Raw genomic sequence first — 22,807 nt, forward strand, 5'->3', positions numbered from 1 at the left:
TGGAACCTGCTCAGACCTTCCGCGACGTTGCACCCAGCCGCTCCTGGATCCGGGAGACGGTCTCGCTGACCTCTTCGCGCGAGCCGAGCTGCATCGTCACCCGGCCGGGTTGGTTGTCCACGGACCACACCTCGAGCGGTTCGTCGACGGGCAGCTGCTCGAGGTCGATCGCCTCGACCAGCGAGACGCCTGGCTCGCGGTCGATCGTCACGCTTGCAGTCACGAGCGGATCGCTCGCCTCCTGGACGATCGCCAGCGCCGCGGCATCGGCGTTGCGCGTCGTCGTGATCGCGGGGACGTCGTCGACGAAGGTCTCGTACTCGCCGACGTAGTCCCCGCTCTCGAACGTGCCGCGGATGCGCTTGTCGTAGCTGACGCGGAGCTCCGCACCGTCGGCGATGTTGCCCGTCGAGAGCGCCTTGAGCTCGCCCTCGTTCGGCCGGAGCTCGTAGTCGACCGACCGTTCGTAGGTGGTGCCGTCGGCGACGCTCTCGACCACCTCGCCGGTCTCGTGCAGCCAGTCGTGCTCGAGGCCGACCCAGGTGTCGTGCTGGGCGGTGATCGTCGACGCCTCCGGGACGCCCGTGCCGTAGATCACGGCGCGGCGGTGGATCCTGCTGTAGTCCGTCTCGACCTGGTAGTCCACCAGCGACGGGTCGACCGTCGCCGTTCGCTGGCCGGCCTGGGTCCACTCGACGGCGATCGACCCCGCCGACTCGTCCCAGACTACCTCGAAGATGAAGTTGCCGTAGCTGGCGATGTCCTGCAGGACGGTCAGTAGCGTCTGGTCCCAGGAGCGATTCGCGAGTAGCGGCGTGTCCTCGAGGTCTGCATAGAGGCTGTAGAGGTCGACCGCCTGCGGTGCCGTCCGCCCGGCCGGAGACGTCGACGGGTCGGCATCGTAGCCGCCGAGGGTGAACCGCGCGCGGATGGACGTCGACCCATCGGCGAACGCCCCCTCGACCGTGCTGCTGTTTGCGGCCTCGATCCAGGTCGCCCCGGAGTCGTTGCTGATCGCGACGGCCTGTGCGCCGGAGGTGTCGTTGATGTCGGCCTCGAGGCGGCCGCCGACGACCTGGCGGACGGACTGGGCGTCGGCGGTCTGGATCGGGACGGCGCTGGGGTACTCATGGACATTCTGGAGCACCCCGTCGATGACCGAGTTGCCCAGCCCCGGATCGGCGCGGACGTCGTAGAGCAGGACACAATCAAGGTAGAAGCTGGGGTTGCTGGCGTCACTGGGGTCGTCGAAGTCCACCTCGATAGTGTGGGAGCCAGCCGACAGCGGCCCCGAAAGGTCGCCAGTCACGCTGGCGTCGAACCAGTCGGGCTCGGTCTCGCTGCCGGTGAACGCATCCGCGGAGACGTTCTCGACGAGGACGCCGTCGATCGTCAGTGTGAATCCCGGATGGCCGTCGTTCGGAACCTGCGACCGGACTGCGATGCCGACCTGGTCGGCCGGGATGTCGTGATCCGTCGTCACATCGGTCTGGTGGTACGTTGCGGCCCCGGCGCCGTCGAACGCGATGATCTCGTTGGCCGACCACTTGTCCGAGTTCTGGTCGATCACGCGGTCGCCGTTCTGATAGGACCCGTCTTCAGCCTCGCCGAGGTATGCCGTCTGGCGGGTCTGAAGCTGCCCCGTGCTGGTGGTCTCGTAAAGCCCATCTGCGGTGACTGCCGTCGCCAAGCGGTCGTCCCACTCACTCTCGGAGTCGGCACTCTGCTGGAGCAGATCGGCTGTCGTCGTCGCCGCGGGGTCGTCGACGTGTGCTGCGTAGGGTGTGTCCTGGATGAGCCCCTCGGCGGTCAGGTGTGCGTCCTGTTCGATCACGTCGACGGCCACGCGCTCTCGCAGCGCCACGCCACCGACGCCGACCAGCATGGCCTGACCGGGCTCTTGGCGGACGCGCTGGACCTGCTCGATCGGCAGGCGCTCGCCGTCGTAGTAGACCCGCATGGGTTGGCGCTCCCACTCCGCCGAGTCACCCCACCGCGCTGCGTCGGGCACGGGAATCTCGACCGTCGGGAGATCATTGAGCCGGGGGCGATGAACCGGCTCGCCCACGATCGTCGGCGCCACCTGCGCCCCGGCAGCGGTCTCGACGACGACGTGCCACCCCTCAGCGGGGATGCCGTCGGTCGGCACGCCGTCGTCGGCGGTCGTGACCTCGAGCGTCGGTGACAGCGCCTGCGTGTCGTCAGTGTAGGCCTCGACGCGGTACTCGTAGCTGGTGTTCGGCAGAGCCGCATCGTCAGTGTAGCTCGTGGTGTTGGGGGCGAGATCAGCCAGCTCCTGCCACCGGCCTGGTCCATCGCGGAACAGTTCCCGACGCTGGATGCGGAAGCCGTCCTCGTTGTCGGCGTTGTCGTCCCACAGGAACGCCACCGACGTCTCCGCGGCCGTGTCGACGCGCAGGTTGTCGGCGCCAGGGAACTTCGTGACGATCGCGACGGGATCCGTCCAGGAGCCAGTGACGTGCTCGGTCTCAGTCCGACAGCGGACCTCGTACTCCTCGCCGTCTTCGCGACTGGCGAACTGGTCCGAGAGCGTCGCATGATCGAGCAGGTGCTCGGCGAAGCCGGTGGCGGTCGAGTCCCACGACGACGTACCCGTTTCCCGGATCTGCAGGCGGACGTCGCCGTAGTCGCTGACCGCTGTTTCGCGATCGACGGCGACCTCGTCCTCGACACCGTTCCCCAGGACGGGCTGGTCCTCGTCGGGGAGCTCGGTTGTGGCGTCGACGGTGCCGCTCCGACTGTCCGTGTGCTCGGTGGTGACCTCGACCGCCAGCGTGTACTGCTCGCCGTCGAGGAGGTTCGTCGTCGTGTAGCTGGTCGCGTTGGTGCCGAGATTGTCCCCGTCGGTGGTCCACGTCGACCCACCGTCGCGAGAGACGAGGACGCGGTAGTCGCCGTTGTTGGCGTTATCCGTCCAACTGAGGGAGATCTGGTCACCAGTGACGCCGTCGACGGTCACGCCCGTCGGCGCGGGCAGCTCGGTGACAGCCGAGCCCTGGGCGTCGGCGGTCGCATCGGGTGTCACCCGCCGGACCGTTAGGTAGTAGCGCTCACCATCGTCCGGGCCGGCCGCGGTGTACTCTCGCGAGGACAGCGCCAGACCATCGGCGACGAGCGTCCCCAGCTGGCCACTGGCGGTCGAGCGGTAGATCTCCCACTCGCCCTCGGCGTTGTCGTCGTTGCGGGACCACTGGACGGTGAGCTCGTTGCTGGCGGTGCGACTGACCGAGTCGACCGTCGCCGCTGGCAGGTCCGTGGTCTGGCTGACGCTCCCCGACGCCGAGGAGCTGCCGTTGGGGTTCTCCGCCGTGACGCGGTAGTGATACCCCTCGCCGTTCTCTAGGCCCGTGTCCTGGTAGCCGCTACCGGTTGGCTGGCCAACGACCGACCACGGCCCGCTCGCGGACTCGCTGCGTTCGACGTTGTAGGAGTCGGCAGTCTTGACACTCGGCCAGTCGATCGTGACCGACGTGTCGGTGTGGCTCGTGACCGTCGGCGTGTCAGGGACTGCTGGCGCGTCGGAGTGGTGGAGGTAGTCGAACTCGCCACCGTTGAGAAAACCGGACCCCGAGTCGCCGCTCGTGATGAAGCTCCATCCGGCGCCAGTGATGCTGTAGTTCGACGTCGACAGCGTGCCCAGACTGGTGCCGGTATCGTCGAAGATCTCGATCGAGACCGACGACGAGCTCGAGGTGATCGCCCATCGCGAGAACGATCCCGGACCAGTTGAGGATCCGATCTCGTCGACGCGGTTAGTGCGTGACCCGCCGTCGACGACGTCCAGTTCGTACCGCCCCCAGGTCTCGTTCCACGCGACCTCGAAGAAGTTGTTGGCGTCCTCGCGGAAGAACGTCACCCGGATGTCGTGGCCAGTGTTGCCGACGAACACGTCGAAGTCGTCGCCACGCGTCGGCGCGCTGGCGAACTGCGACGGGTCGGCGATGACCTCCACAGTCCCAGTCGTGTCGTCGGTGAGACTGAGACAGTAACTGCCGTCGACGCCACCCTGTACGATCGAGCCGGCGCCGGTGTCGCCACTGTACGCCGACAGGTCCTGGTCCTCGAAGGACTCGACGAGATAGGTCACTGCGCCACCTCGTGCTGGTCGCGATCGTCGTCACTCGGCAGGACGGTACGGTCGGTGTGGATGTGGCTGAGCATGGATCGGGAACAGGCTTTTACTCGAGCGTCGCCTCGCCTGAGAAGAAGCAGGGTAACGCCGTGGCTGGCGAGGATGTCCTCGTCAGAAACGGCCCGTGCGGAGACACGGACCGCTGCTTCGCCCCAGCCATGGAACGAAGCACTCGGACGTTCGACAGCGGTACGGATAAGCATAGTCCCACAGCTACGGCGCCGTCGACGGAGGGGCGCCGATGAGCGTCGACGCCCCGACCCCGAAGGGCGGGATGTACCGTGCCGACAGCGACGACACTCGGCACAGCAAGGAGGACGCCCTGAACGACCGCGAGTTCGAACTTCTGGTCGAGGGGACGCACCGGCTCGACGGCGACTACTTCGAGCTGGAGTCGCGCCTGGTCATCTTCCTCGCCGGTCGCCTCGGGATGCGCGCCGGCGAGATCGCCCACCTCACGGAGGACTGGATCGACTGGCACCGCGGCATGATCGTGATCCCGCGGCACGAGTCCTGCACTGACGGCCGTGACGGCGGGATCTGTGGCCACTGCCGCGGCGCCGCCGAGCAGATGGTCGAGCACAACCCCGGCCTCGGCATCGACGAGGCCGAGCGGATGATGTGGTCGCCGAAGACCGAGGCGGCGGCCCGGGAGATCCCGCTCGAGGCGTCGACGCGAGCTCGCATCGTCCTCGAGCGCTACTTCGACCGCTTCGACGAGTTCGAAGCGTCGAGGGGCGTCGTGAACCGGCGCGTCACTCGAGCCGCCGAGGCTGCCGACGTGGAGGTCGACCCTGATTCGACGTACCCGCACGCGCTGCGGGCGACCTGCGCGAGCCACTGGGCGGCCAAGCAGATCGACATCGTCTCGCTGAAGAGCATGATGGGCTGGGCCAGCTACCAGACGGCCGAGAACTACCTCGCGGAGTCAGGCAAGCGAACCGAGAAGGCGATCCGCCGGCTGTAGATCGGCGCCGACGCCCTCTTTTTTCGCAACCTTTCTTTCAGCCCCTCAGGAAGACAACGGGCGGTAGGTGGGTTTCAGAAGTGACTAATAGACAGCGACGTTCGTTATCACGAAGTTCACGTAATGATGGTTTCATTGCCTGCCTCGTCGCGGGCGACTATTTCCCCGTTGTTATCAACGAAGAAACCCGCACCATCAAGGAAGCGGAGGCCGGGGGCTGACGAACCGCCTTTTCTGATGTCCTTCACACCGTTCCCGTATAGATTCAGCCAGACATCATCGTACACCATTGTAATGGACCCGTCTCGTCGGAACCAGATTTCATCATCATCACGAAGGAGTATTTCGGGCGTGTTCGGCGCTTGTGGATTCCTGAGAACGAGGTTCTGCGCCCATCGTAATATGTTGTGTACGCTACCACCAGAGTCAGCACCTTGGACACGCCCCTCGTAGGGAATTATCGCGTCCATGAGCGAATTGGTCATTTGATTGCCAACCCCACCGCCAAGCGTCACTGTGATTGGGACGCTGGAACGCGACCACTGAGAGTCATCGACGCTCAGATACGTCCGGCTGTTTGCGTGGCTGTCAAACTTCTGTGTCGGTACCTCGACCTTGCCTGACGGCACGCCCAGTTTTTGGTCTGCTGGTGAAAACAGCCCCAACGGTGCGGCTCTGCGGCCATCCTCCCAGACAGCCCAGAACATCGGTGCGACTGGCTCCGATGAATCGTCGTTGTTTCGGTCCCCTGCGGCATAACTGAGCAGCCACATATCGTGGTCAACTCGCCACGCCTCGTACGGTGCCACATCCTTCGTCGGTCGGGCGATATGCTCCAGTTGACCAAGATTGCCGTTGTAAAAGTCCGAACGGCTCAGGCGGCGTACCCAGCCGTTATTCGTCCCGCGGTCTTGCGCCCACCCAATCGAGTTCTCGAAGAACATATAATTGAGCGGCTTGGCGCGGTCGTCCGCCCATAACTCAGTCCACGTCTGACCGTCGTCGGTGGAGAGGAGTGTCCGGTAAACCTCGTCTACGAACGCAACGATTTTGCCCGTGTCGTGGGGGTCAACCATCACCGAGTGGAACTGTGCAGAACCGCCAGAGATAGACTCGGAACGGACGGTGGTCCACGTCTGGCCGTCGTCGGCGGAGCGTCGGATGCGGTACGTGTCCCCACTGGTGTTTCCGTATTCGCCGTACAGGACCGTTCCGTTCGGCGTTTCGGTGATGCCGTTGGGGCGCACTTGCCCGTCGCTCTGGTTGAGCGTGTCGACCTGCGTCCAAGTGCTCCCGCCGTCCGTCGACCGCTGAACTGTCTGGTCATCTAAGACAGCGATGAGTGTGCCGGTACTTAGTTCGACGAGCGCATCATTTGGCCTACTGTTGAGGTCTCCCTTCTGCGTCCAAGTATCCCCTCGGTCTGTAGACCGATACACCGTAAACGGACTGTTGGCTTGGTTAGCAACGAGCGTGTCCCCGTTCTGGAATCGGACGCGGAAGTTACCACGCGACTGTGCCCCGTGGTAGTGGATATTAGGCGAGACAGGATTCGCATGGGCACCGAGCTGGGTATGACGGCTCCCCTGCTCGTAATCAGGTTCGACAGGGGTCGCGCTTTGTGTTTCATCTGCACTTAGCTTCTCGACGTGCTGCTCGGGCAGCTTGTGATCCGTGCTGCCGAGGCCGCCGACGATCTCCTGTGCGCTGTCGGTGACGCGCACGAAGACGTCGTCAGCTTCGACGCGGTAGACGGGCCACTGGCCGTCGGAGCTCTGGCTGACCTCCGTCGTCGCGGGCAGGTCGCTCCAGGTGGCCACTTCGTTCGCGACCTCGACGCCGAGGTCGCTGAAGTTCTCGTTGAGCGGGTCGTCCCAGTTCTCGGTACCCTGTGCGGGCTGGTTGTAGTGTTCGTCAGTCATCGGTTGCGGCGGTGGTGAGTCGGCTGGCGGGCGTTACGAGCAGGCGGCGGACGGCAGCCCGCCGGCGGGGGGACCGGCTGATCCAGCGGGCGATCGGCGGGGACAGTGTGTAGTAGGTCTGCACGGCCAGATGGCCAGGGCGGGACTGGAGGAGGACGTCGTCGCGAAACCGTCGCAGGGCGACCACGTCGTCGTGGCCGTCGGTGCCGCAGGCGGCCGTCGCGATGAAGCAGTCGGCGGGCATCCCGCCGTAGCCGGCCTCCCCGTAGGCACCCTCGCCGTACCCGAATCCCGACTGCGTCTCGGTCGTCGTCGCAGCCTCGGCGTCGCCGGTCGTGATCGCCGACGCCGCCGCGAGTAAGACCCGTCGTGTGAGGCCCATGTCCAATCCCGAACATGCCTTCAACCATGAAGGTATGGGCATGCAACATTACTGGCTCACCTCGTCGCGAGCGACCAGCGTCTGGCGCTCGCCGGCGTCGTAGATCGTCGTGCTCGCGATCTGGTCAAGGTAGTCGACGAGCGTCGACGGCGTCGCACTCGTCGCGTTGGGTGTTCGGGCGAACAGCACCTTGTCGGCGCCGCGGGTGAGGATCGCGTCCAGCGGATAGCGCTGGCTGCCGTCACTCCAGAGGATCCGCGCCTCGAGGCGAGCCGGCGAGATGTGGCGGACGTCGACGTCGACGGGCGCCCAGTTTGACGCCGGGAGGTCGATGGTGTCCCACGTCGACTCGCCGTAGTCCCCGTCGCCGTACCCGCCACCGCCGTAGCCGGTCCAGAACTCCGCGGTGAGCGTCTCGTCGACGTCGTTGAGCGTCAGGCGGAGGATGCCGTTCTCGAGGACGATCGCACCGCGGGGGTCGTGCTGGGGTGAGAACACGCGCTGCCACTGGACGACGCCGTTACTGTCCGTCTTCGAGCTGGCGCCGTAGGTGTCCCAGACGCCGACGTCGACGTCGCCGATCGCGTCGAGGCTGGCTGGCTTGTACAGTAGCGTCGGGTCGCTGAAGCTGCTGGCGTCGACGTCGTAGATCTCGAGAGTGCCGAACTCCGCAGTGTGGGTGTCGATCGGCGCCGGCCACTCGATGCCGGCGGTGCCGTCCCACCACCGCACCATCGACGCCGACGCGGGAATCCCGATGTGGGTGGTCTGATCACTGCCGAAGTCGTTTGCGACCTGCGCCTGACTCGTTGCGACGCCCTGGATGCTGTCCCCAGGCGTTCCGTCGCGGGCCAGCGTTGCGTCGACGTTGACGGCCCGGTCGGTCTGGGGCCTGATCCGGCCGGGCGAGACGGACTCGGCGCTGTAGTAGCCGTCGTCCTCGGCGCTGCCGCTTTCGGGCGCGTAGGGGAGGGCGGTGAACGCATCGCTGTGGAGGAGCTCCGCCAGCTCGAGGGCGAGGCGGCCGGCGTACTGGCCGCGGTACTGCACCTGGAGCGTGAGCTCGCCCGGCGAGGTTCCGGTGTTCTCGACACTGCCGCTGCCGGTCAGCGCCGACAGCTTCGCGAGCTCCGAGCGCGCGGTCTCGCCAGTGCTGCGGAACGATCCCTCGGGGATGGGCGTGCGGTAGAGGCGTCTGATCATGGGCTATCGACCGTCGTTGGCGAGGGCGTCCAGCGCCTGGTCGAGGCTCGCCACCTCGACGGCGGTCAGCTGGATGTCGGCGACCGTGGGCGTGCCCGAGGAGTAGCTCATCGACGGCGACTCGAGGATGACGTCGATCGGGTCGAACACGCCGTCGGGGCGGTACTGCAGCGTCTCGAGCGTGGCCGGCTCGCCGGCGTCGGACTCGTCCAGCGGGTCCCCCACGGAGGACTGCCGCGTGTTTCGCAGCCAGTAGCTGAGGACGGTCGACTTGTACGCCGGCAGGCAGCCCTGGGCGTCGGTCTTGGTGAGCGTGCCCGAGCCGCCGTCGCCGTCTCCCCACCGGCACTCCGAGCCGTCCGGCAGCTGTTGCTCGGCGTAGACGACGCCGCCGAGCTCGAGGGCGAACGTGGAGCTTCCGAAGTCGAGTGCGACGTCGGCGTTCTCCGTCGGCAGATCGACGCCGGTGAGATCGCTGAACAAGGTGAGCGGCGTCCCGCCGAAGGTGCGCGTTTCGGTGCGCTTGGTCTCAGTTATGGAAAACGGCGTCTGATCGTCGCCGGTCGTCCACTCGAACACCGCCTCGCGGGTGCCGGTCCCGTCTGGATCACCGGTGATGCGCAGGCGGATGAACTTGTCTTCAGCTGGGAGTGACATATGGGGGAAGGTTCATTCTGGTGGGGGTGCTTGGTCGCCGCATGGACGTCGTCGCGTTCGCCCGGCGAAACTGGCTGGGGGTGTTCGGTGGCAGCGCCGCCGTTCTCGGGATGTATCTCGGGCTGACCCAGCCGGACATGCTGGTCCTCGCCATGTCGTTCCTCGCGTTTGGGGCAGTAGCGCGACTCATCCAGTACCAGGAAGCTCACTCGAAGGACGCTACCTGACGCCGCCGGTCAGGCTGTTCTGGAGATCGTCGATCCGCTGCTCCAGCTCACGTCGCGCCTGTCGTTGCTGGCGCTCGAGCTCCCGAAGGCTCTGCACGTTGTACGTCGGCGAGTGCTCGATCTTCGTCTGCTGAGAGCGCTCGCGACCAGGGTCAGTGCGTTGCTGGCCGGACTGGGTGAGTAGTTGAGTCGCTCCGGTAGCGCTTGCCGCGCCGGCCGCTGTCGACGTCCCGCCGAGGCCGGTCCCCTCGAGGGCGTCGCCGACGAGTCGATCGAACCACGTCTGCTGGTCGCGCGGGCGCTCCTGAGAACGTCGGGCGGAGCGGGCAGCGAGGTTGGCCGGGAGCCCGGCGAAGAAGCTCGCCGCGCCGCCAGCAGCATCGCCAGCGCCAGATATGGCTTTTGCCAGCAGCCCGGCCCCAGCCGCACCTCCAGCTCCGATCGCCACATCTCTAGGGGAAACGTTGAGCCCGGGAAGCAGGTCGCCGTCACCGGTCGGCTGGGGCTGTGGGTTCGGGTTACCCGTCGGCGCTGGAGCAGCCCCAGGCCCAGGACCGGGCTGCTGAATCTCGTCGATGTCTGGCGTCGGCGCCGGCGCACCAGTCCCGGTGCCGTCGCCAGTACCGTCACCGCTGGGCGAAGAGCTTGGGCCGGCGATCGGGATCGGGATCCAGTCGGGCTTCTCGAGTTCGAGCGGGTCGAGCTCGGGGACGTCCACCGGGATGGCTTCGGGGGCGTCGACGGGGATCGAGTCGGGGCCGTCCACCGGGATCGACGACGGCGCGTCGACGGGCACGGGCGAGATGTCTGGCGGCTTCAGCGGTGGCATCTCGGGCCACTCGAACTGCGAGAGGGCGGACAGCCCCATCGCGCCGACGCCGAGCATGCCGGCGAGCGCGGCGCCGCCGAGGCCGCCACCCAGGCGAGCAGCGCGGTTGTAGGTGTCCTGCTCCTGGGCGTCGAGCAGGTCCTCGAGGAGTTCGTTTCGCCGCTCGCTCAGCTGGTGCTCGGTCTCGAACTCGTCGACCATCGAGCGACTGCCGCCGCCGCTGCTGCCGCCGTCGACCTGGGCGGCCACCTGCACCTCGACGTCGCCCAGCTCGGACTCGATGTCGTCGCGAGCGTCCGACAGCGAGCGCTCGGAGACGATCGCGTCGAATTGGGCTGTAGTGTCGAACTCCATCAGGGTTCACCTCTAGCGGCGAACAGCGGGTGGCCGAACCGGCGGATGCCGGGCAGGCAAATCACGAACTCCTCGATCTCCTGCATGGTCCAGGACTCGCGGATCTCGCTTGGTGCCGATCCAGTCTCGCGAGCGACGAGCATGATCATGAACGTCAGCTGGGCTCGTTCTGTTGCGCTCTCGCCGCGCGCCGCTCGGCGTAGCTCTTCCGCTCCGGATTTCCCTTGGTGTTGGCCTCCGTGACCTTCGACCGCAGGTGCTGGATCACGTCCCAGTCCGCCGCCGCGCGCGTCTTCGCGATGCGCTCCTGCATGTTCTCGTCGCCGGCGAGCCATGGGGCGTCGACGACGCCGGCGCCGACCCAGTACACCTCCCGCATGCTCGAGCCGGCCTCGAACCCGGCACGCTGCTCGGCCTGCTCACGCGCGGCCTCGAGGAGGTCGCCGAAGCGCATCCGCTCGTCGGCGGTGAACTCGGCGATGGTGAGCTCCGAACGCTCACCGTGCTCCTCGGCCAACTCCTCGAACGCGGTCAGCTGCTGCTCCAGGTTCATCCCCTGCTGGTCGAGCGCCTGGCGCTGCTCGGGATCGTCGGTGCTGGCGGCCTCGTCGGCGATCGCGTCGAGTTGCTCGTCCAGCTCGTCGATGAGCTCGTCGACGCGGTAGGTGGTGGTGTCCGCGGGCATCAGCGGGCCTCCGCGAGATCAGTGGTGAACGCCGGCCGAACCTCGGTCGGGCTGAGCTCCGGCGCCTCGGTCTTGTCCTCGTCGGGGTTGCCGATGCTCTCCCAGTCGTAGGACTCCGTCTTGACGCCCGCGCAGTCGAGGGCCAGGTCGTCGCTGTCGTTGCTCAGATCTAGCGTGGCCGTCGTCGACGAGAGCGCGTTGGGACTCGTCGCCGGCGCCGAACTGTTGCCGTAGGCGTCGGTCAGCAGATCGGTCGTGGTGACGATCTTCGACGGCGAGAGTGTGTAGTTGATGCCGCCCAGGACGGCGTCGACGGGCTTGCGCTCCCACCCACGCTGCGGGCGGGCGTTCGTCTCGATCGACAGCGTCGCCTCCTGCATCTTCACGAGGGAGCTGCCGCCGTAGCTGAAGTTGCCGCCGTGGAACACGAACGGGTCGCCGACTGTCGGTTCCGAGCCCGGCGTCGCGCTCGAGGCGAACTCCTCGTCGGCGTAGAACGCCGTCGCCGAGAACGTCGACGTCTCCCCGATCTGGTTGGTGATCTCGAACTGCGGGAAGACGACGCCCTTGAGGGCTCGCTCGGCGTAGCCCGAGAGGTAGTCCAGGCCGGTGTAGAACCGGGCGGACTGAGCGCGCTGCGTGTCCGGCGCCCACTCGTAGGTGTAGGGCCCCGAGCCGGACTGCGACGGCGGCGAGCCGTAAACGTGGTTGAGCAGCCACATCGTCCCCGGCGTCAGCGTGCCGCTGATGCTGATGGCGCCCTCGAACGTCGTCGCCACCTGGTCGACCGCCTCGGCGCTAAAGTTCCGCAACTGCTCGAGGGCGTTCTCGATCGAGAGGTTGTCGATCGTGACGTCCTTCCCGGCGGGCTTGTAGTCGGCGTCGCTCGGCGTCCCAGCGTAGTCGTCGACGGGCTCGTGGAGCCAGGCCAGGTCGCCGGCGCCGCGCCCGTCATGCCTGTTCACCTCGGTATGTGGATGTATCGTACATGGTTAAGTTGGAAAATCGCGTTACGGTAGGTCCTCGAACCCGTCGAACAGCACCTCGAAGTCGTAGCGGTAGTAGTCGCCGTACTCGTCGAGTCGCGGGCCGTAGTCTCGCACCAGCAGGTGGGTGTACTCCGTCCCGTCGCGCGGGACGTTGGGCCACTGCCGCTCGGTCCAGAGGGCGGCCTGCAGATCGGCCACGAGGCCGGTCGCGTCGTCGAAGCGAGCGCCCAGGTTGACACCATAGCCGCCGGCGCCATACCCGCCGCCGCCGTAGCCAGCCGGATCGACGTGCCCCCACTCGCTGTGGTGCAGCCCCTCGACGCGCACCGAGACGATGCGCTCGACCTCCAGGTCGAACTCCGTGCCGATCGGGCTGGTCGACGTATCGGCGTGGGAGACGCCGACGTAGTTGGCCTTCTTCAGTTCGCCCGTCCGCTCCCGGATCGGTGTCTGCATGTCGAGGTCTTCCCCGGTCTCGTAGACGTGGGACTGGTCGCGATCGACGCGGTAGAGCGGGTGGCTGTCCGGCTGGGCGTCGACGACGCTTTCGAACTGCTCGAGCACCCAGTCGACCTCGGCAGTCATCCTGTCACCTCACGTCGGAGCCAGTCGATCCCCTCGCGGACGAACCGCGACTCAGGGAGCCCGGAGACGTCCGCCTCGGGGAGAAACACGACCGGGTCGCCGTCGACGCGGTCGGTGTCGGGCCACTTCTCGTGGACCGACTGCGGCGCATCCTCCCAGACGAACGCGAGGACAGGGTCGCCGTCGACAGTGTGGTCCGAAGTCCCCCAGGCAAAGTGTGGCGCCGCCGGATGGTACCAGCCCCAGGTCGCGACGATCCGATCGGGCTGGCGCTGGATCGCTGGTTCGGCGAGCGCCTCGATCACGGGCCCGACGTCGTAGTCGTGCCGGCGGCCGTACTCCATCAGGACCTCGTGGGAGCGCTCGACAGCCCCCCACACCGGGCCGTCGTCGGCGAGCATCTGCTTCTGGAGCTCGTCCAGCAGCGCCTCGCGGAGTTTGCCCTCGAACCCGGACTCGAGCGTGGCCATCAGCGGTAGACCTCCAGGAGTTCGTCGGCTCTAGTCTCGAACTTGTCCGCCAGTGCGTCGACGCTGCTCACGCGGACGTTGTCGGGGATCTGGATCGCAGCCTCGTCGACGAACATCGCGGCAGCACGTAGCGCCACTGCTCGCCGGACGTTGTCGGGGATGCCTTCGTGTCCGTAGGACCACTCGAGGTAGACCGCGTTGGCGAAGCTGTCCAGCACGTACTCGTCGTCCTCGTCTTCTTCGAGGAGGTTCGTCGTGTCCAGGTAGACCCGCGACCAGCCCCCGTTGTTGACGCGGAGGTAGAAGTCCTCGCCCGACGGCGGCCACGACCCCTCGGAATAGTCCGACGACGCTGCCCAGTCCTCGTAGGTACCGTCCGCCTGCCGAACGTGCAGCGCCTCGATCGACTCGGCGTCACGGCGCGCCAGCGTGATCTTGGCGTAGTCGCCCTGGGACGTCTTTGGCTTCGGCCCCTCGTCGTCGACGAGGAACGCCGACCCAGTCGGGATGTCCTCCTCGTCGTCGCGCGTCTTTGGGCCGGTCGGGATGTCGATGTCGGTTGCCTCATCGAGGATGTCGGCACCGCTCGGGGCGTACCAGTGCCGCTTGAGCTCCTTCTCCAGGGGTTCGGTCTGGGCCGCGATCGCGCGGACGGCCAGCTGCTTGTCCTGCGAGAGGTCGCCAGGGAGCTCCGCCTCTTGCAGGGCGATTCTCAGGTCCTCGAGCGTGCAGTACCCCTCGGGCATGCCGGATCAGCTCCCCATCAGCGTGATCGTTGCCTGGTCAGCGGCGCCGGTACCACTCGTACAGCGGACGCGGAGCTCTTCGGCACCGGTCTCGAGAACGTCGTCGTAGTCGGCACTGCCGGAGTACCCGGCTCGAACGTTCTGGATCCACGAGCCGCCGTTCTTGCGGACGTCGACCACGTAGTCGGCGGCCGCGTCACCGCGGATGTGGACGTCGACGATCGACGCCCCGAGCAGCCGCAGCGCGACGGCGTTGCCGCTGGTCTCGATGTCGATCGTCTCCTCTGTCGAGGGCATGGGTCACCCCTCCAGTTCCGCGCGGCGCTCGCCGATGGCGTCCTGGACACCGACGCGGAGGTCGTCGAGTTCGGAGAGCTCGTCGAGGTGCTCGTCGGCCTCGCCGGCGTGGATGTCGTCGACGACATCGTCCATCGGCGTCCGATCGACGAACGCCTCGGCGTCGAAGCCATCTTCGTCGCCGTCGTCGTCCTGGTTCTCGTCACTGTCCGTCTCGTCTGCGTCTCCGTCGTCCTCCTCCGGAGAGGCTTCCTTCTCGACGCTGACGACGAAGTCGTCGTGATCACTGAGGTAGTCGGCGAGTTCGTGATCAACCTCGTACTCGTCGCCGGGGTCGAAGCTGATCCCGCCGACGCGGTAGGTGCCGCCGTCAGCCGTGTAGCGTGCTCGTGGCATGATCAGACGGCGGTGGTGCTGAGGGTCACGACGCCGGTGCCGGCCTCGTACCCGCGGTACTCGTCCAGATCCGTTCGGTACCAGATCTCGCCGCCCTCGAGGTCGGCTGTCGCCGGGTCCGAACTGACACGCCGGACGATCCGGTGCCCCTCGAAGGCCCGCCGAACGGCCGCGTTGGTTGTGGGTTCTGCCATCAGTCAGTCACCTCAGGCGGTCGGCAGGTTGTTAATCAGGACGGCGCCCTCCTCGTCCTCGACCTGGAAGTCGTCACGCGTCCGCATGAAGTAGCGCGCGAAGAGGTCGTTCTCCGCGGTCTTGTCGGTCGCGTCGAGCACCTCGATCTCGGTCTGCTGCCAGATCCCGTAGATGAGGTTCTCGGGGTAGGTTAGCAGCGCGGTGTCCTCAGGCCAGGCCGCGAAGCCGTAGACGTCGTAGTTGAACGGCGTGATGTCGTCCTCCGAGAACAGCACGGCGGCGCCGAGCGGGTCCTCACGCTGGGTGAGGTCGTACTCGTAGTTCTCGAGGTGCGAGAGGTTCATCATGTACACCGGCTCCTGCACCTCGCCGCTGCGCTTGAACTTGTTCGGAAGCGCTGCGCGGCTCTCGTGGAACAGCGACGTGTCGATCGCGCCGCCCTGGTGGTCGTAGGTGTTGGTGTCGGTGCGACCGTTGAGGATGTTCAGCCAGCCGTTGTTCTGCTGGAGGAAGGCGTCGGCACTCCCTGAGTCGCCGTTGATCCCGAGGTCCTGCGTGTCGATGGACCACTGGTTGGCCATCTTGTCCAGGACGATCTCGTCGACCTGGCCGATGGTGTCCTCGACGGTCTCGCGGGGGAGGTCCCACGAGAGGACGCCCTTCTCGGCGTCCATCTCGATGCCGTCAGTGTTGACCGCTGCCGAGCCGTTGCTGGTCCCCTCCTCGACGGCGGCGCCGCGACGCATCCGATCGCCAACGCCGATGCGGGCCAGCTCCATCTTGGGCCGCGGAAGGACCTCCGTCCGGACCATGTCCAGCAGGCGCGAAGTGTCCTGCACCCGCTGGTACCAGTCGTCGAAGAGATCCCGCGGCATCACGCCGCCGGAGAGGTCGCCCGGTGCGACGTCCTTCAGCGCCTCTTCATTGTCCTTCCGCACCCCGGTCATGCCGCCGTTTCGAGTAGCCATCAGTTGTCACCTCCAGACTGCTCCGCCAGCAGGTGCTGCTTGCTCTGCGGCGTGAACCACGCCGCCCGCTTGTCGATGCCGGCATCGCCACCGCTCTGCTCCGCGCCGCCGAGCTGCTGGGACTGCGTCGCCCCAGTCTGCTTCGAGATCTCGTCGATCCGCTCGGCGTTCTTCTCGGTCTGTTCGACGACCTCCTTCGCCCACTCCGGGGCGTCCTCGAGGGGATCGTCGTCCTTCTCTGCGTCGCTGGACTGGATCTCGTCCAGCCGCTCAGCGTTCTCCTTGGTCTGTTCGATCAGGTCCTTAGCCCACTCCGGGGGCTCGTCGTCACTCATGGTGGTGTCGTCAGCGGCCTCCGTTTCGGAGCCGCCATCGTCCGAGGTGTCGCCCTCGGAGGCGTCCTTGGCTGCCTGTACCTGCGGGCCAGTAGACTGGTTCGAGCCGAGCGCGCCGCGAGTGAGCTCGTTCACGAACGCCCTGGCGGCGTCCGTGAGGCTCTTGTTCGCACCGGGCTCGCCGGCACCCTCGACGTTGACCGCACGGTCGAGCACGTCCCACACCCGCTCGGCGGCCGCCTCGTCGTGGCCGCGCTCGAGCATCTCCTCGAGGAACGCGTCGTAGTTGCCGAGGTGGTCGGCAACCCGCTTCCGTGCGGTCGCCGCCCGGGCCTTCGACGCCGTGAGGATCTGGGCGTCCGTGACTGCAGGGATGTCCACCGCGGAAACCTCGCGGACGATCCCATCCTCGAGCTCGAAGTACTCGTCGACGTCCACTTCGTCGGGGATGTCCACCTCCTCGGGGAGCGCTTCGGGGTCCTCGCCGTTGTAGTCCCAGTCGACGGCATCGGCGCCGATCGAGTGACCGCCGAGGATGTCGTCCTCGACGAGGCTCCAGAGCTCGTCGTCGTTGTACTGCCAGGTCTGGACCCACGCCTCGGCCGGCACCTCCTTGCCGCCGATCGTCTCGGCCTCCTCGAGCACCTCGTTGCGTTCGAGGGTCATCCAGTCCGACGGCCAGACGGCGTGCATGATGCCGCCGTCGGCCTCGCCGGCGTCGACGAACGCGTCGAACTGGTCGGCGAAGTCCCGGATCGTCCCCGGGCGCTCCCAGTCGCCGTGGTGGTCGACCGTGTAGGGGACCATCACGACGCCCGTTGCGGTCTGGGCCCCGGCGTCCTTCGCGACGTAGTCGACCCGCTTGGAGATCTGTTCGCCTCGGTCGGTCATGTGTCAGTCCTCCGCGTCGTCGTTGGCGTCGGCGTCAGCGTCGCCGGCGTCGACGTCGTCGGTCGACACCACGCCACGCTTCTCGCCGCGCTCTCGGTCGGTTGAAGAATCAGTCATCGTCGGAGTGCCGGGCCGCCCTGCCCCCGGCGAAGGTCCCCGGCCCGGAGTCGAACCGCGCGCCGTCCACTCGGGGATAGATCGCACCGCGTGGGTCGCCTACATCGAGGGGATGTCCTCCGGGACGTCCTCGGAGTCCGGCGCCGGTCCCTGCGGTAGTCGGTCGTGGAAGTTCGTGATCTCCATGTACGGGAACTCCATCCGGATGTGGTTGTAGTGGTAGCTGCCGTGGCTCCCCGCACTGTTCAGCGACGCCCAGATCGACGGCGGGACGTCGACGTAGACGTACAGGGAGTTCGCGCCGTCCGGTCGCTTGAAGCTCAGGTAGAGCTCCTGCTGCTCGAGATCGTACAGCCCCTCCTCGAGGTTGCTGCTGTTGAACTGCGCCTGCTCGATGGCGTTCTTGGTCTCGAGGCGGCTCCGGACGGTCGACCACTCGCGCTCGCCGACCTTGTTCTCTTCCGGCGGCGCATGGGCGGACTTCGCCGCTTCGCTCTCGCCGTCACCGTCGGCGTCGTCGTTCATCTCGCTCTCGAACTCGGCGAGCGTCATGTTGCCGACGTCCTCGTCGAACGGTTCGAGGCCAAGCTCCTCGCGTGCCTCGTTGACGGTACCGACGCCGGCGAGCCGCATCGCCCGAACCCGGCTCTCGGATAGGTTGGCTTCCTGCTTGGGGTTCTCCGCACCGCGGAGCTCGAAGTTGATCGTCCAGTCGTCGACGCCGAGCGCGGTCTGGTGGAGGATCTTGTAGAGGCGGGCCTCGAACTTCGCCTGCTCCGGCGCGATCACGCCCTCCGCGAACTCCTGGACCTGCGCCTCGGAGTTCGAGCGGTTGGACGTCGACGTCACGTTGATCAGGATCGGCGGCACCTCGTGGACCTTGGCGATCTCGTGCTCGTTGCGCTCGCGGAACTGGTGGAACTCCATGTCGTTGGAGTCCGTCGCCCCGAGCGGCTCGAACTCGATCTCGACGTCGCTAGGGTCGCCCTCCTGCAGCGGGTTGTCGGACTCGAACTCGAAGTCCTCCACCTCGAGGATGGCTGTCCGGTGGGGCTCGCCCTTCAGGTTCTGCGTGAGCTCCCGGAGTTCGTCCTTCGAGTCCTCGGTGAGCGTGCCGCCGTAGACCTTGACCGCGTAGTGGGGGATGCCCAGGTTGTCGAAGATGTCGTGGTTCCACTCCTGGGCGGCCTCGTCAGCGGCCATCGTCCGCATCGCCGCGACCCAGTCCGGGATCCCGTAGTAGAGGCTGAGCGGCGTCGGGTTCGGGACGAAGATGAGCTCGTTGGCCGGCTCGTTGTCCAGCTTCTCGGCGGAGTCAGCTACGTCACCGTTCTTCGCGTCGACGAAGCGCTTATCCTCGCCGTAGCGATCGCCGGCCTCGCCGAAGTACCGGCGCCGGCCCTGCCGGATCTGGACGTAGCCGTGGCCACTCTCGATCTCCTCGACCTCCTCGCCGTCCTCGGTCTCGGTGGTGGTCGTGGTCTTGCGCACGCGGACGGTCGTTGCCGGGACGTGCGCGAGCCCGACCGGCGTCCCGTCGCCCTCGACGAGGATCTCCAGGGCGGCCCAGCCGACGCCGTGGTAGTCCAGGCGGGAGAGCTCGAGCACCTCCTCGGGTGTCGACGTCGCCGTGCCCTCGGGCCCGAGCTGCCAGCGTGAGTCCGAGCCGCGCCAGAAGTCCTCGACGGCCTGGTAGGCATCACCCTCTGGGTCCGGCTCGTCAGCCTGCGGGTGCGGGACGATGTCGAAGCCGTAGCCCACCTCGTAGCGAGCCTTCATCCGCAGGCAGGCCTGGTGGGTCTCGTTGAGCTCCTGAAACGCCGCCAGCGTCTCGGGGTTGTACGGCGGGACGATCCCTCTGCCGACGTCCGTCGCGATGCGACGCTCGTCGAGCTGGGTCGTTTCCTTTGCCTTGTCCATCGCCGACGTGTTGCCGCCGTCGAGCGTCGAGATGGACAGCGAGACCTCGCCACCGCTGTCGTCGTTGGGTTCCTCAGTCACAGGTAGCTCACTCCGTTGGTGTCGTCCTCGTCATCGACGTCGTCGCCCTCATCACGGCCGTCGAGCCGGCGGAGCAGCTTCTCCGCCATGTACCACGCCGCGATCAGGTCGGGTGTGTGGCCCTCGAGGCGGCCGTCGTCGAGTTCGAGCGACTCCATCGCCGTGATGAAGTCCTCCGTCGGTCGGTGATCGCGGTAGAAGTGCAGCATCCCGTTGTCGACGAGTCGCCGCAGCCGCGGGATGCCGTTCTCCCAGGAGTGCTTCTGGGTCCCAGTGTCCAGCCCCGTCACCTTCGCAGCCAGCTGGGGATCGAATTCGATCGCGTCCTCGACGATGTACCCCTGGATCCCGTTGGACTCGATCGCGATCGCCGCCGGGTCGTAGCGCTGGTCGTAGGCCAGCAGCTGGCTCTTGACCTGCGAGGGCGAGAGCCCCGGCTCGGAGCGGGCGTCGAGGAGGACGCGCTCGCCGCCACGCCGGCGGAGCCAGACAGTAAAGGCACAGTCGTCGCCGGTGGGGCTGTTGGCGGGGTCGTGCGTGACGACGATCGCCTCGCCCTTGCCGGCGCGGTACTTCTGGGGCGGGTCGCGACTGCGGATCGAGCAGCCACCGTCGTCGACTGCCGCGTTGACGGCGTCGGCGTCGACGAGGTTGCCCGAGGCGCCGATGAACGCGAGGCAGTACTCCCGCCAGAAGCGGAAGTCCGCACGCTCGGCGCGCTTTTCGGCTAACCACTCTGCCCCACGCGCCTCCGGCCAGAGGACGTGCATGGACTGGCCGTCGTGCCAGGGGTCCGGCACCTGGGTGTAGTACTCCGCCGGCGGCCGACGGTCGTCGAGATCCTGCGCGGTCGCGTTGCCGTCCTCCCAGTACTCGAGGATCGCCGGGAACTCCGCCACGGCGAAGGCAGGCAGCGAGCGGTAGTGCTGGTAGAGATCGTCCTCGCGCTTGCGGGTGCCGATCATCACGGTCCGCCCGTTGTCCTTGACCATCGGCGTCGCCGTCCCCTCGACCCACTCGCGGACGTCGTCCGCCTCGCCGTCGCCGCGCACCTTGATCAGGTCGTCCAGGACGAGCAGGTGCGCGCGATCCCCGTCGACGCCGCCGTCGAGCCACGTCGCCGTCAGCGTCGCCGCGTTGGGGAACTCCTTCAGGTCGATGGTGTCGGTGACGCGGTCCTCGGACTGGAGGTTGGTCAGCCAGGGGTTCCGCTCGACGAACCGGTTGAACTCGAGGTCCGTCTTCTTCTTCGCCATCGTCTTGTTGTTCATCGCCCAGATAGCGCGGAACCCGGCGTCGAACTCCAGCCGGAGCGTCAGGTAGCAGAGGACGACCGTCGTCTTCAGCCCGTCACGGTGGCAGTTGAGGACGAGGTTCCGCTCGTCGTCCAGGAGGCGAAGCCACTCGCCGTGGTGGTCGCCGAGCAGGTGGTAGTCGTCCCGCTCGTCGCGCATGTAGCCCCGGCAGAGTTCGTTCGCCGCGTCGAGCAGCGTCGCCGGCGTGTCGGGATCCCACGGGTTCAGTAGCGCCCGCTTGCCCGCCGGATCGTCGCCGGTCGCGACGTCGGCGATCTGTTGCTCGACGCTCATGCAGACTCACGCTCCTGGAGCTCGCGGATCGTCTCCAGCGCCATCTCCTTCTCGTCCTCGCCGAGCTCGTGAGTCGTGGTCTGGTCGACGTCCGCCTCGACCTCGCGACGCTCGGTCTTCTTGTAGTCGTAGGAGCTCGCCAGCAGGAACTTCGCCATCGACGTGTCGACCTCGTCGTCGCGAAGGCCGCCCTCGATCAGCTCGGACTCGCCTCGCGCACGCGCCCGCTCGAAGCTGACCCGGAAATCCTGGTGGGCGTCCAGGTAGCGCTGGAGCTGTGAGAGGCTCACCCCGGCGGCGCGGGCACAGCCGCGGATCGACATGCCCGTCTCGGCCGCCTCGAGGATCTCCTCGTGGTCCCCCTCGCTGAGGGCGAAGTCTCGGCCCTTCGACGCGCCACCGTCCTCGTTGAGGATCGCCCGGGCGGATGCCTCACCGAGCAGGTGGACCTCTGCGAGCTCGTCGACGTCGGCGCCGTGGACGTCGCCGGGGGTCTCGAAGTCGGCCTCGCGGAGCTGCTCCGCTATCGCTGGCCCGACGCCGTCGATGCTGGTGAGGTCCTCAGTCATGGTGTGGGGGAGACGCTACTCGAGAAGTTCCTGCCGCGCGGCCGTCTGTGCCTTGGCGTAGAGGTCGACGTCCAGGAGGCGGCACTTCGCTCGCAGGAGGTCGCTCGGTTCGTCGGCGTCCATGCCCTCGAAGTAGGTCGCGATCTTCGCGAGGAGGTCCGGATCCTGCGAAGGGCTGATGTCACTCCACGAGAGCGGGTCGTGGTCGGTGTCGAGGCCGACATCTTCAGGCTCGGGAGCGCTGTCGACGACCTCCACGTAGCCATCGGCGGCGTCGCGATGCTCGTCCGGCCAGTCCTCGTAGGAGTCGGCCGGAGAGTCCTCGGCGGCGTCGAGGCCCTCCTCGTGACCGTAGAGGCCGACCACTCGGCGGTACTTATCGTTCGGTGCGATCGTGAGGTCACAGTGGTGTGCATCGGTTGTGGTTGGTGGGTTGCGGGTTGTGATGCTCCCCGGCGCCGTGGCGTATGGCTCCGGGGCGATCAGGATGGGTCGTCGTCGACGAACTCCACTCGAGTGCGGCCCTCGTGGCCGTGGATCTCCTCGAGTTCCTCGATGCTGTCGTAGACAGCGACGCTGTTTACGTCGGTGTCCCAGCCCAGGACGGCTCGGCCGTTGGGCTCGGGGAACAAGACGCCGTTGGCGACGACGCCCGTTCCCGAGGTACCGGAGACGTCCTCGTCGCGGACGAGTTCGAAGCGGCGGGGTTGGTCACTCATCGGCGTCACCGTCAGTCGCGTTGTCGACCTTGGTGATGTCGCGGGGCTTGACGCCGAGCTTCTTCGACAGCCAGGCCATCCCGAGGCGACTGAGTGCGGCGGGGTCCGTCGACGCCAGGACTACGGCGCCGAGGACGATCGTGATCAGCTGGGCGAGGGTGAGCTCCATCGGTCAGTCACCACCGTTCCGGAGTTCGTCGACGGCGCGGACGAGCGAGGCGTAGTCGCTGGCCTCGAGCCCGTTGTAGCCGACGAACGTCAGGAGTGTCACCAGCCCGATGAGCGTGGGTTCGCCGCCGAGGTACATCGCGTAGGCGCCGAACGTGAGGATGCCGACGTTGACGAGCAGGGCGCGGAGGATTTTGAACGTCTTGAGCATCGGGAGGCGGTCAGGGTTGGCAGTGAGGATCGTCTTGTACTCGTCCACGGCGGCGCCCACGCAGTACCACGGGCGAGGGTCGATGCGGGTGCTCATGGGGCCTGGGCATCTCCCTCCGAGCTGCAGTCGTGGGGACGGCCCGCTCGGAAGACGTGGCCGCAGTTGCTGCACGAGTCGAGCAT

Annotated in this window: 26 protein-coding genes; 2 read left to right on the top strand and 24 right to left on the bottom strand. The window is 67.0% G+C overall.

Features of this window, described 5'->3' with window-relative positions; all coding sequences use genetic code 11:
* Positions 1-10 precede the first annotated feature (10 nt).
* Positions 11-4,108, bottom strand: coding sequence for a fibronectin type III domain-containing protein (locus ACP95_RS00625; protein WP_049979353.1), 4,098 nt, complete (start codon positions 4,106-4,108; stop codon positions 11-13).
* A gap of 286 nt (positions 4,109-4,394) precedes the next feature.
* Here ACP95_RS00625 and ACP95_RS00630 point away from each other — a divergent pair, with 286 nt between their 5' ends.
* Positions 4,395-5,120 (top strand): site-specific integrase, encoded by a 726-nt coding sequence (locus tag ACP95_RS00630; RefSeq protein ID WP_049979354.1) that lies wholly within the window; start codon positions 4,395-4,397, stop codon positions 5,118-5,120.
* A gap of 116 nt (positions 5,121-5,236) precedes the next feature.
* Here ACP95_RS00630 and ACP95_RS00635 read toward each other — a convergent pair whose 3' ends face one another.
* Genes ACP95_RS00635 through ACP95_RS00650 form a run of 4 tightly spaced genes read right to left on the bottom strand, consistent with a single transcriptional unit; the run spans position 5,237 to position 9,284 of the window.
* Entirely contained in the window at positions 5,237-7,042 is a 1,806-nt protein-coding gene (locus tag ACP95_RS00635) for a WD40/YVTN/BNR-like repeat-containing protein (protein WP_049979355.1), read from the bottom strand.
* Positions 7,035-7,424: a CFI-box-CTERM domain-containing protein gene (locus ACP95_RS00640; protein WP_049979356.1), complete on the bottom strand. Its 390-nt coding sequence runs from the start codon at positions 7,422-7,424 to the stop codon at positions 7,035-7,037. The genes ACP95_RS00635 and ACP95_RS00640 overlap by 8 nt, the downstream gene beginning before the upstream one ends.
* Positions 7,425-7,472: 48 nt before the next feature.
* Complete coding sequence (locus tag ACP95_RS00645) at positions 7,473-8,627, bottom strand: hypothetical protein (RefSeq protein WP_049979357.1); 1,155 nt, start codon at positions 8,625-8,627, stop codon at positions 7,473-7,475.
* Positions 8,628-8,630: 3 nt separating this feature from the next.
* Positions 8,631-9,284 (bottom strand): hypothetical protein, encoded by a 654-nt coding sequence (locus ACP95_RS00650; protein ID WP_049979358.1) that lies wholly within the window; start codon positions 9,282-9,284, stop codon positions 8,631-8,633.
* Between the two features lie 41 nt (positions 9,285-9,325).
* On the opposite strand from ACP95_RS00650, the gene ACP95_RS00655 reads away from it, so the two are divergent.
* Positions 9,326-9,511 carry a hypothetical protein gene (locus ACP95_RS00655; RefSeq protein WP_049979359.1) on the top strand — a complete coding sequence of 62 codons (186 nt, stop codon included), beginning with the start codon at positions 9,326-9,328 and terminating at the stop codon, positions 9,509-9,511.
* Here the strand turns inward: ACP95_RS00655 and ACP95_RS00660 are convergent.
* From ACP95_RS00660 to ACP95_RS00740, 19 genes are all read right to left on the bottom strand, one after another.
* Positions 9,504-10,694 carry a hypothetical protein gene (locus tag ACP95_RS00660; RefSeq protein WP_049979360.1) on the bottom strand — a complete coding sequence of 397 codons (1,191 nt, stop codon included), beginning with the start codon at positions 10,692-10,694 and terminating at the stop codon, positions 9,504-9,506. The genes ACP95_RS00655 and ACP95_RS00660 overlap by 8 nt on opposite strands.
* Positions 10,694-10,843 (bottom strand): hypothetical protein, encoded by a 150-nt coding sequence (locus tag ACP95_RS15450; protein ID WP_154018395.1) that lies wholly within the window; start codon positions 10,841-10,843, stop codon positions 10,694-10,696. Before ACP95_RS15450 ends, ACP95_RS00660 begins: the two co-directional genes overlap by 1 nt.
* Positions 10,844-10,848: 5 nt before the next feature.
* Positions 10,849-11,379: a hypothetical protein gene (locus ACP95_RS00665; protein ID WP_049979361.1), complete on the bottom strand. Its 531-nt coding sequence runs from the start codon at positions 11,377-11,379 to the stop codon at positions 10,849-10,851.
* A complete protein-coding gene (locus ACP95_RS00670; protein ID WP_049979362.1) occupies positions 11,379-12,344 on the bottom strand; it encodes a phage tail tube protein in 966 nt (321 codons plus the stop codon). The genes ACP95_RS00665 and ACP95_RS00670 overlap by 1 nt, the downstream gene beginning before the upstream one ends.
* Before the next feature lie 45 nt (positions 12,345-12,389).
* A complete protein-coding gene (locus ACP95_RS00675; protein WP_049979363.1) occupies positions 12,390-12,953 on the bottom strand; it encodes a hypothetical protein in 564 nt (187 codons plus the stop codon).
* Positions 12,950-13,423, bottom strand: coding sequence for a hypothetical protein (locus ACP95_RS00680; protein ID WP_049979364.1), 474 nt, complete (start codon positions 13,421-13,423; stop codon positions 12,950-12,952). Before ACP95_RS00680 ends, ACP95_RS00675 begins: the two co-directional genes overlap by 4 nt.
* The gene (locus ACP95_RS00685; protein ID WP_049979365.1) at positions 13,423-14,169 is read right to left on the bottom strand and encodes a hypothetical protein; all 747 of its coding nucleotides are present in this window, start codon (positions 14,167-14,169) and stop codon (positions 13,423-13,425) included. Before ACP95_RS00685 ends, ACP95_RS00680 begins: the two co-directional genes overlap by 1 nt.
* Before the next feature lie 6 nt (positions 14,170-14,175).
* Positions 14,176-14,466, bottom strand: coding sequence for a hypothetical protein (locus tag ACP95_RS00690; RefSeq protein ID WP_049979366.1), 291 nt, complete (start codon positions 14,464-14,466; stop codon positions 14,176-14,178).
* 3 nt (positions 14,467-14,469) lie between these two features.
* Entirely contained in the window at positions 14,470-14,862 is a 393-nt protein-coding gene (locus tag ACP95_RS00695) for a hypothetical protein (RefSeq protein WP_049979367.1), read from the bottom strand.
* Between the two features lie 2 nt (positions 14,863-14,864).
* Positions 14,865-15,056 (bottom strand): hypothetical protein, encoded by a 192-nt coding sequence (locus ACP95_RS00700; protein WP_049979368.1) that lies wholly within the window; start codon positions 15,054-15,056, stop codon positions 14,865-14,867.
* A gap of 12 nt (positions 15,057-15,068) precedes the next feature.
* Positions 15,069-16,025, bottom strand: a complete 957-nt coding sequence (locus tag ACP95_RS00705) for a hypothetical protein (RefSeq protein WP_049979369.1) — start codon at positions 16,023-16,025, stop codon at positions 15,069-15,071.
* Complete coding sequence (locus ACP95_RS00710; RefSeq protein ID WP_049979370.1) at positions 16,025-17,251, bottom strand: XkdF-like putative serine protease domain-containing protein; 1,227 nt, start codon at positions 17,249-17,251, stop codon at positions 16,025-16,027. Before ACP95_RS00710 ends, ACP95_RS00705 begins: the two co-directional genes overlap by 1 nt.
* Positions 17,252-17,467: 216 nt before the next feature.
* Positions 17,468-19,369: a phage portal protein gene (locus ACP95_RS00715; protein WP_049979371.1), complete on the bottom strand. Its 1,902-nt coding sequence runs from the start codon at positions 19,367-19,369 to the stop codon at positions 17,468-17,470.
* Entirely contained in the window at positions 19,366-20,958 is a 1,593-nt protein-coding gene (locus tag ACP95_RS00720; RefSeq protein WP_049979372.1) for a phage terminase large subunit family protein, read from the bottom strand. Before ACP95_RS00720 ends, ACP95_RS00715 begins: the two co-directional genes overlap by 4 nt.
* Positions 20,955-21,527 (bottom strand): helix-hairpin-helix domain-containing protein, encoded by a 573-nt coding sequence (locus ACP95_RS15045; protein ID WP_082224513.1) that lies wholly within the window; start codon positions 21,525-21,527, stop codon positions 20,955-20,957. The genes ACP95_RS00720 and ACP95_RS15045 overlap by 4 nt, the downstream gene beginning before the upstream one ends.
* Before the next feature lie 15 nt (positions 21,528-21,542).
* Positions 21,543-21,893: a hypothetical protein gene (locus ACP95_RS00730; RefSeq protein ID WP_049979373.1), complete on the bottom strand. Its 351-nt coding sequence runs from the start codon at positions 21,891-21,893 to the stop codon at positions 21,543-21,545.
* A gap of 116 nt (positions 21,894-22,009) precedes the next feature.
* A complete protein-coding gene (locus ACP95_RS00735) occupies positions 22,010-22,246 on the bottom strand; it encodes a hypothetical protein (RefSeq protein WP_082224516.1) in 237 nt (78 codons plus the stop codon).
* Positions 22,239-22,415, bottom strand: coding sequence for a hypothetical protein (locus tag ACP95_RS15455; RefSeq protein ID WP_154018396.1), 177 nt, complete (start codon positions 22,413-22,415; stop codon positions 22,239-22,241). The genes ACP95_RS00735 and ACP95_RS15455 overlap by 8 nt, the downstream gene beginning before the upstream one ends.
* A gap of 3 nt (positions 22,416-22,418) precedes the next feature.
* A complete protein-coding gene (locus ACP95_RS00740) occupies positions 22,419-22,721 on the bottom strand; it encodes a hypothetical protein (RefSeq protein ID WP_049979375.1) in 303 nt (100 codons plus the stop codon).
* Between the last annotated feature and the right edge of the window lie 86 nt (positions 22,722-22,807).

The organism is Halolamina rubra (assembly GCF_000739555.1).
In the GTDB taxonomy this organism is placed as follows: domain Archaea; phylum Halobacteriota; class Halobacteria; order Halobacteriales; family Haloferacaceae; genus Halolamina; species Halolamina rubra.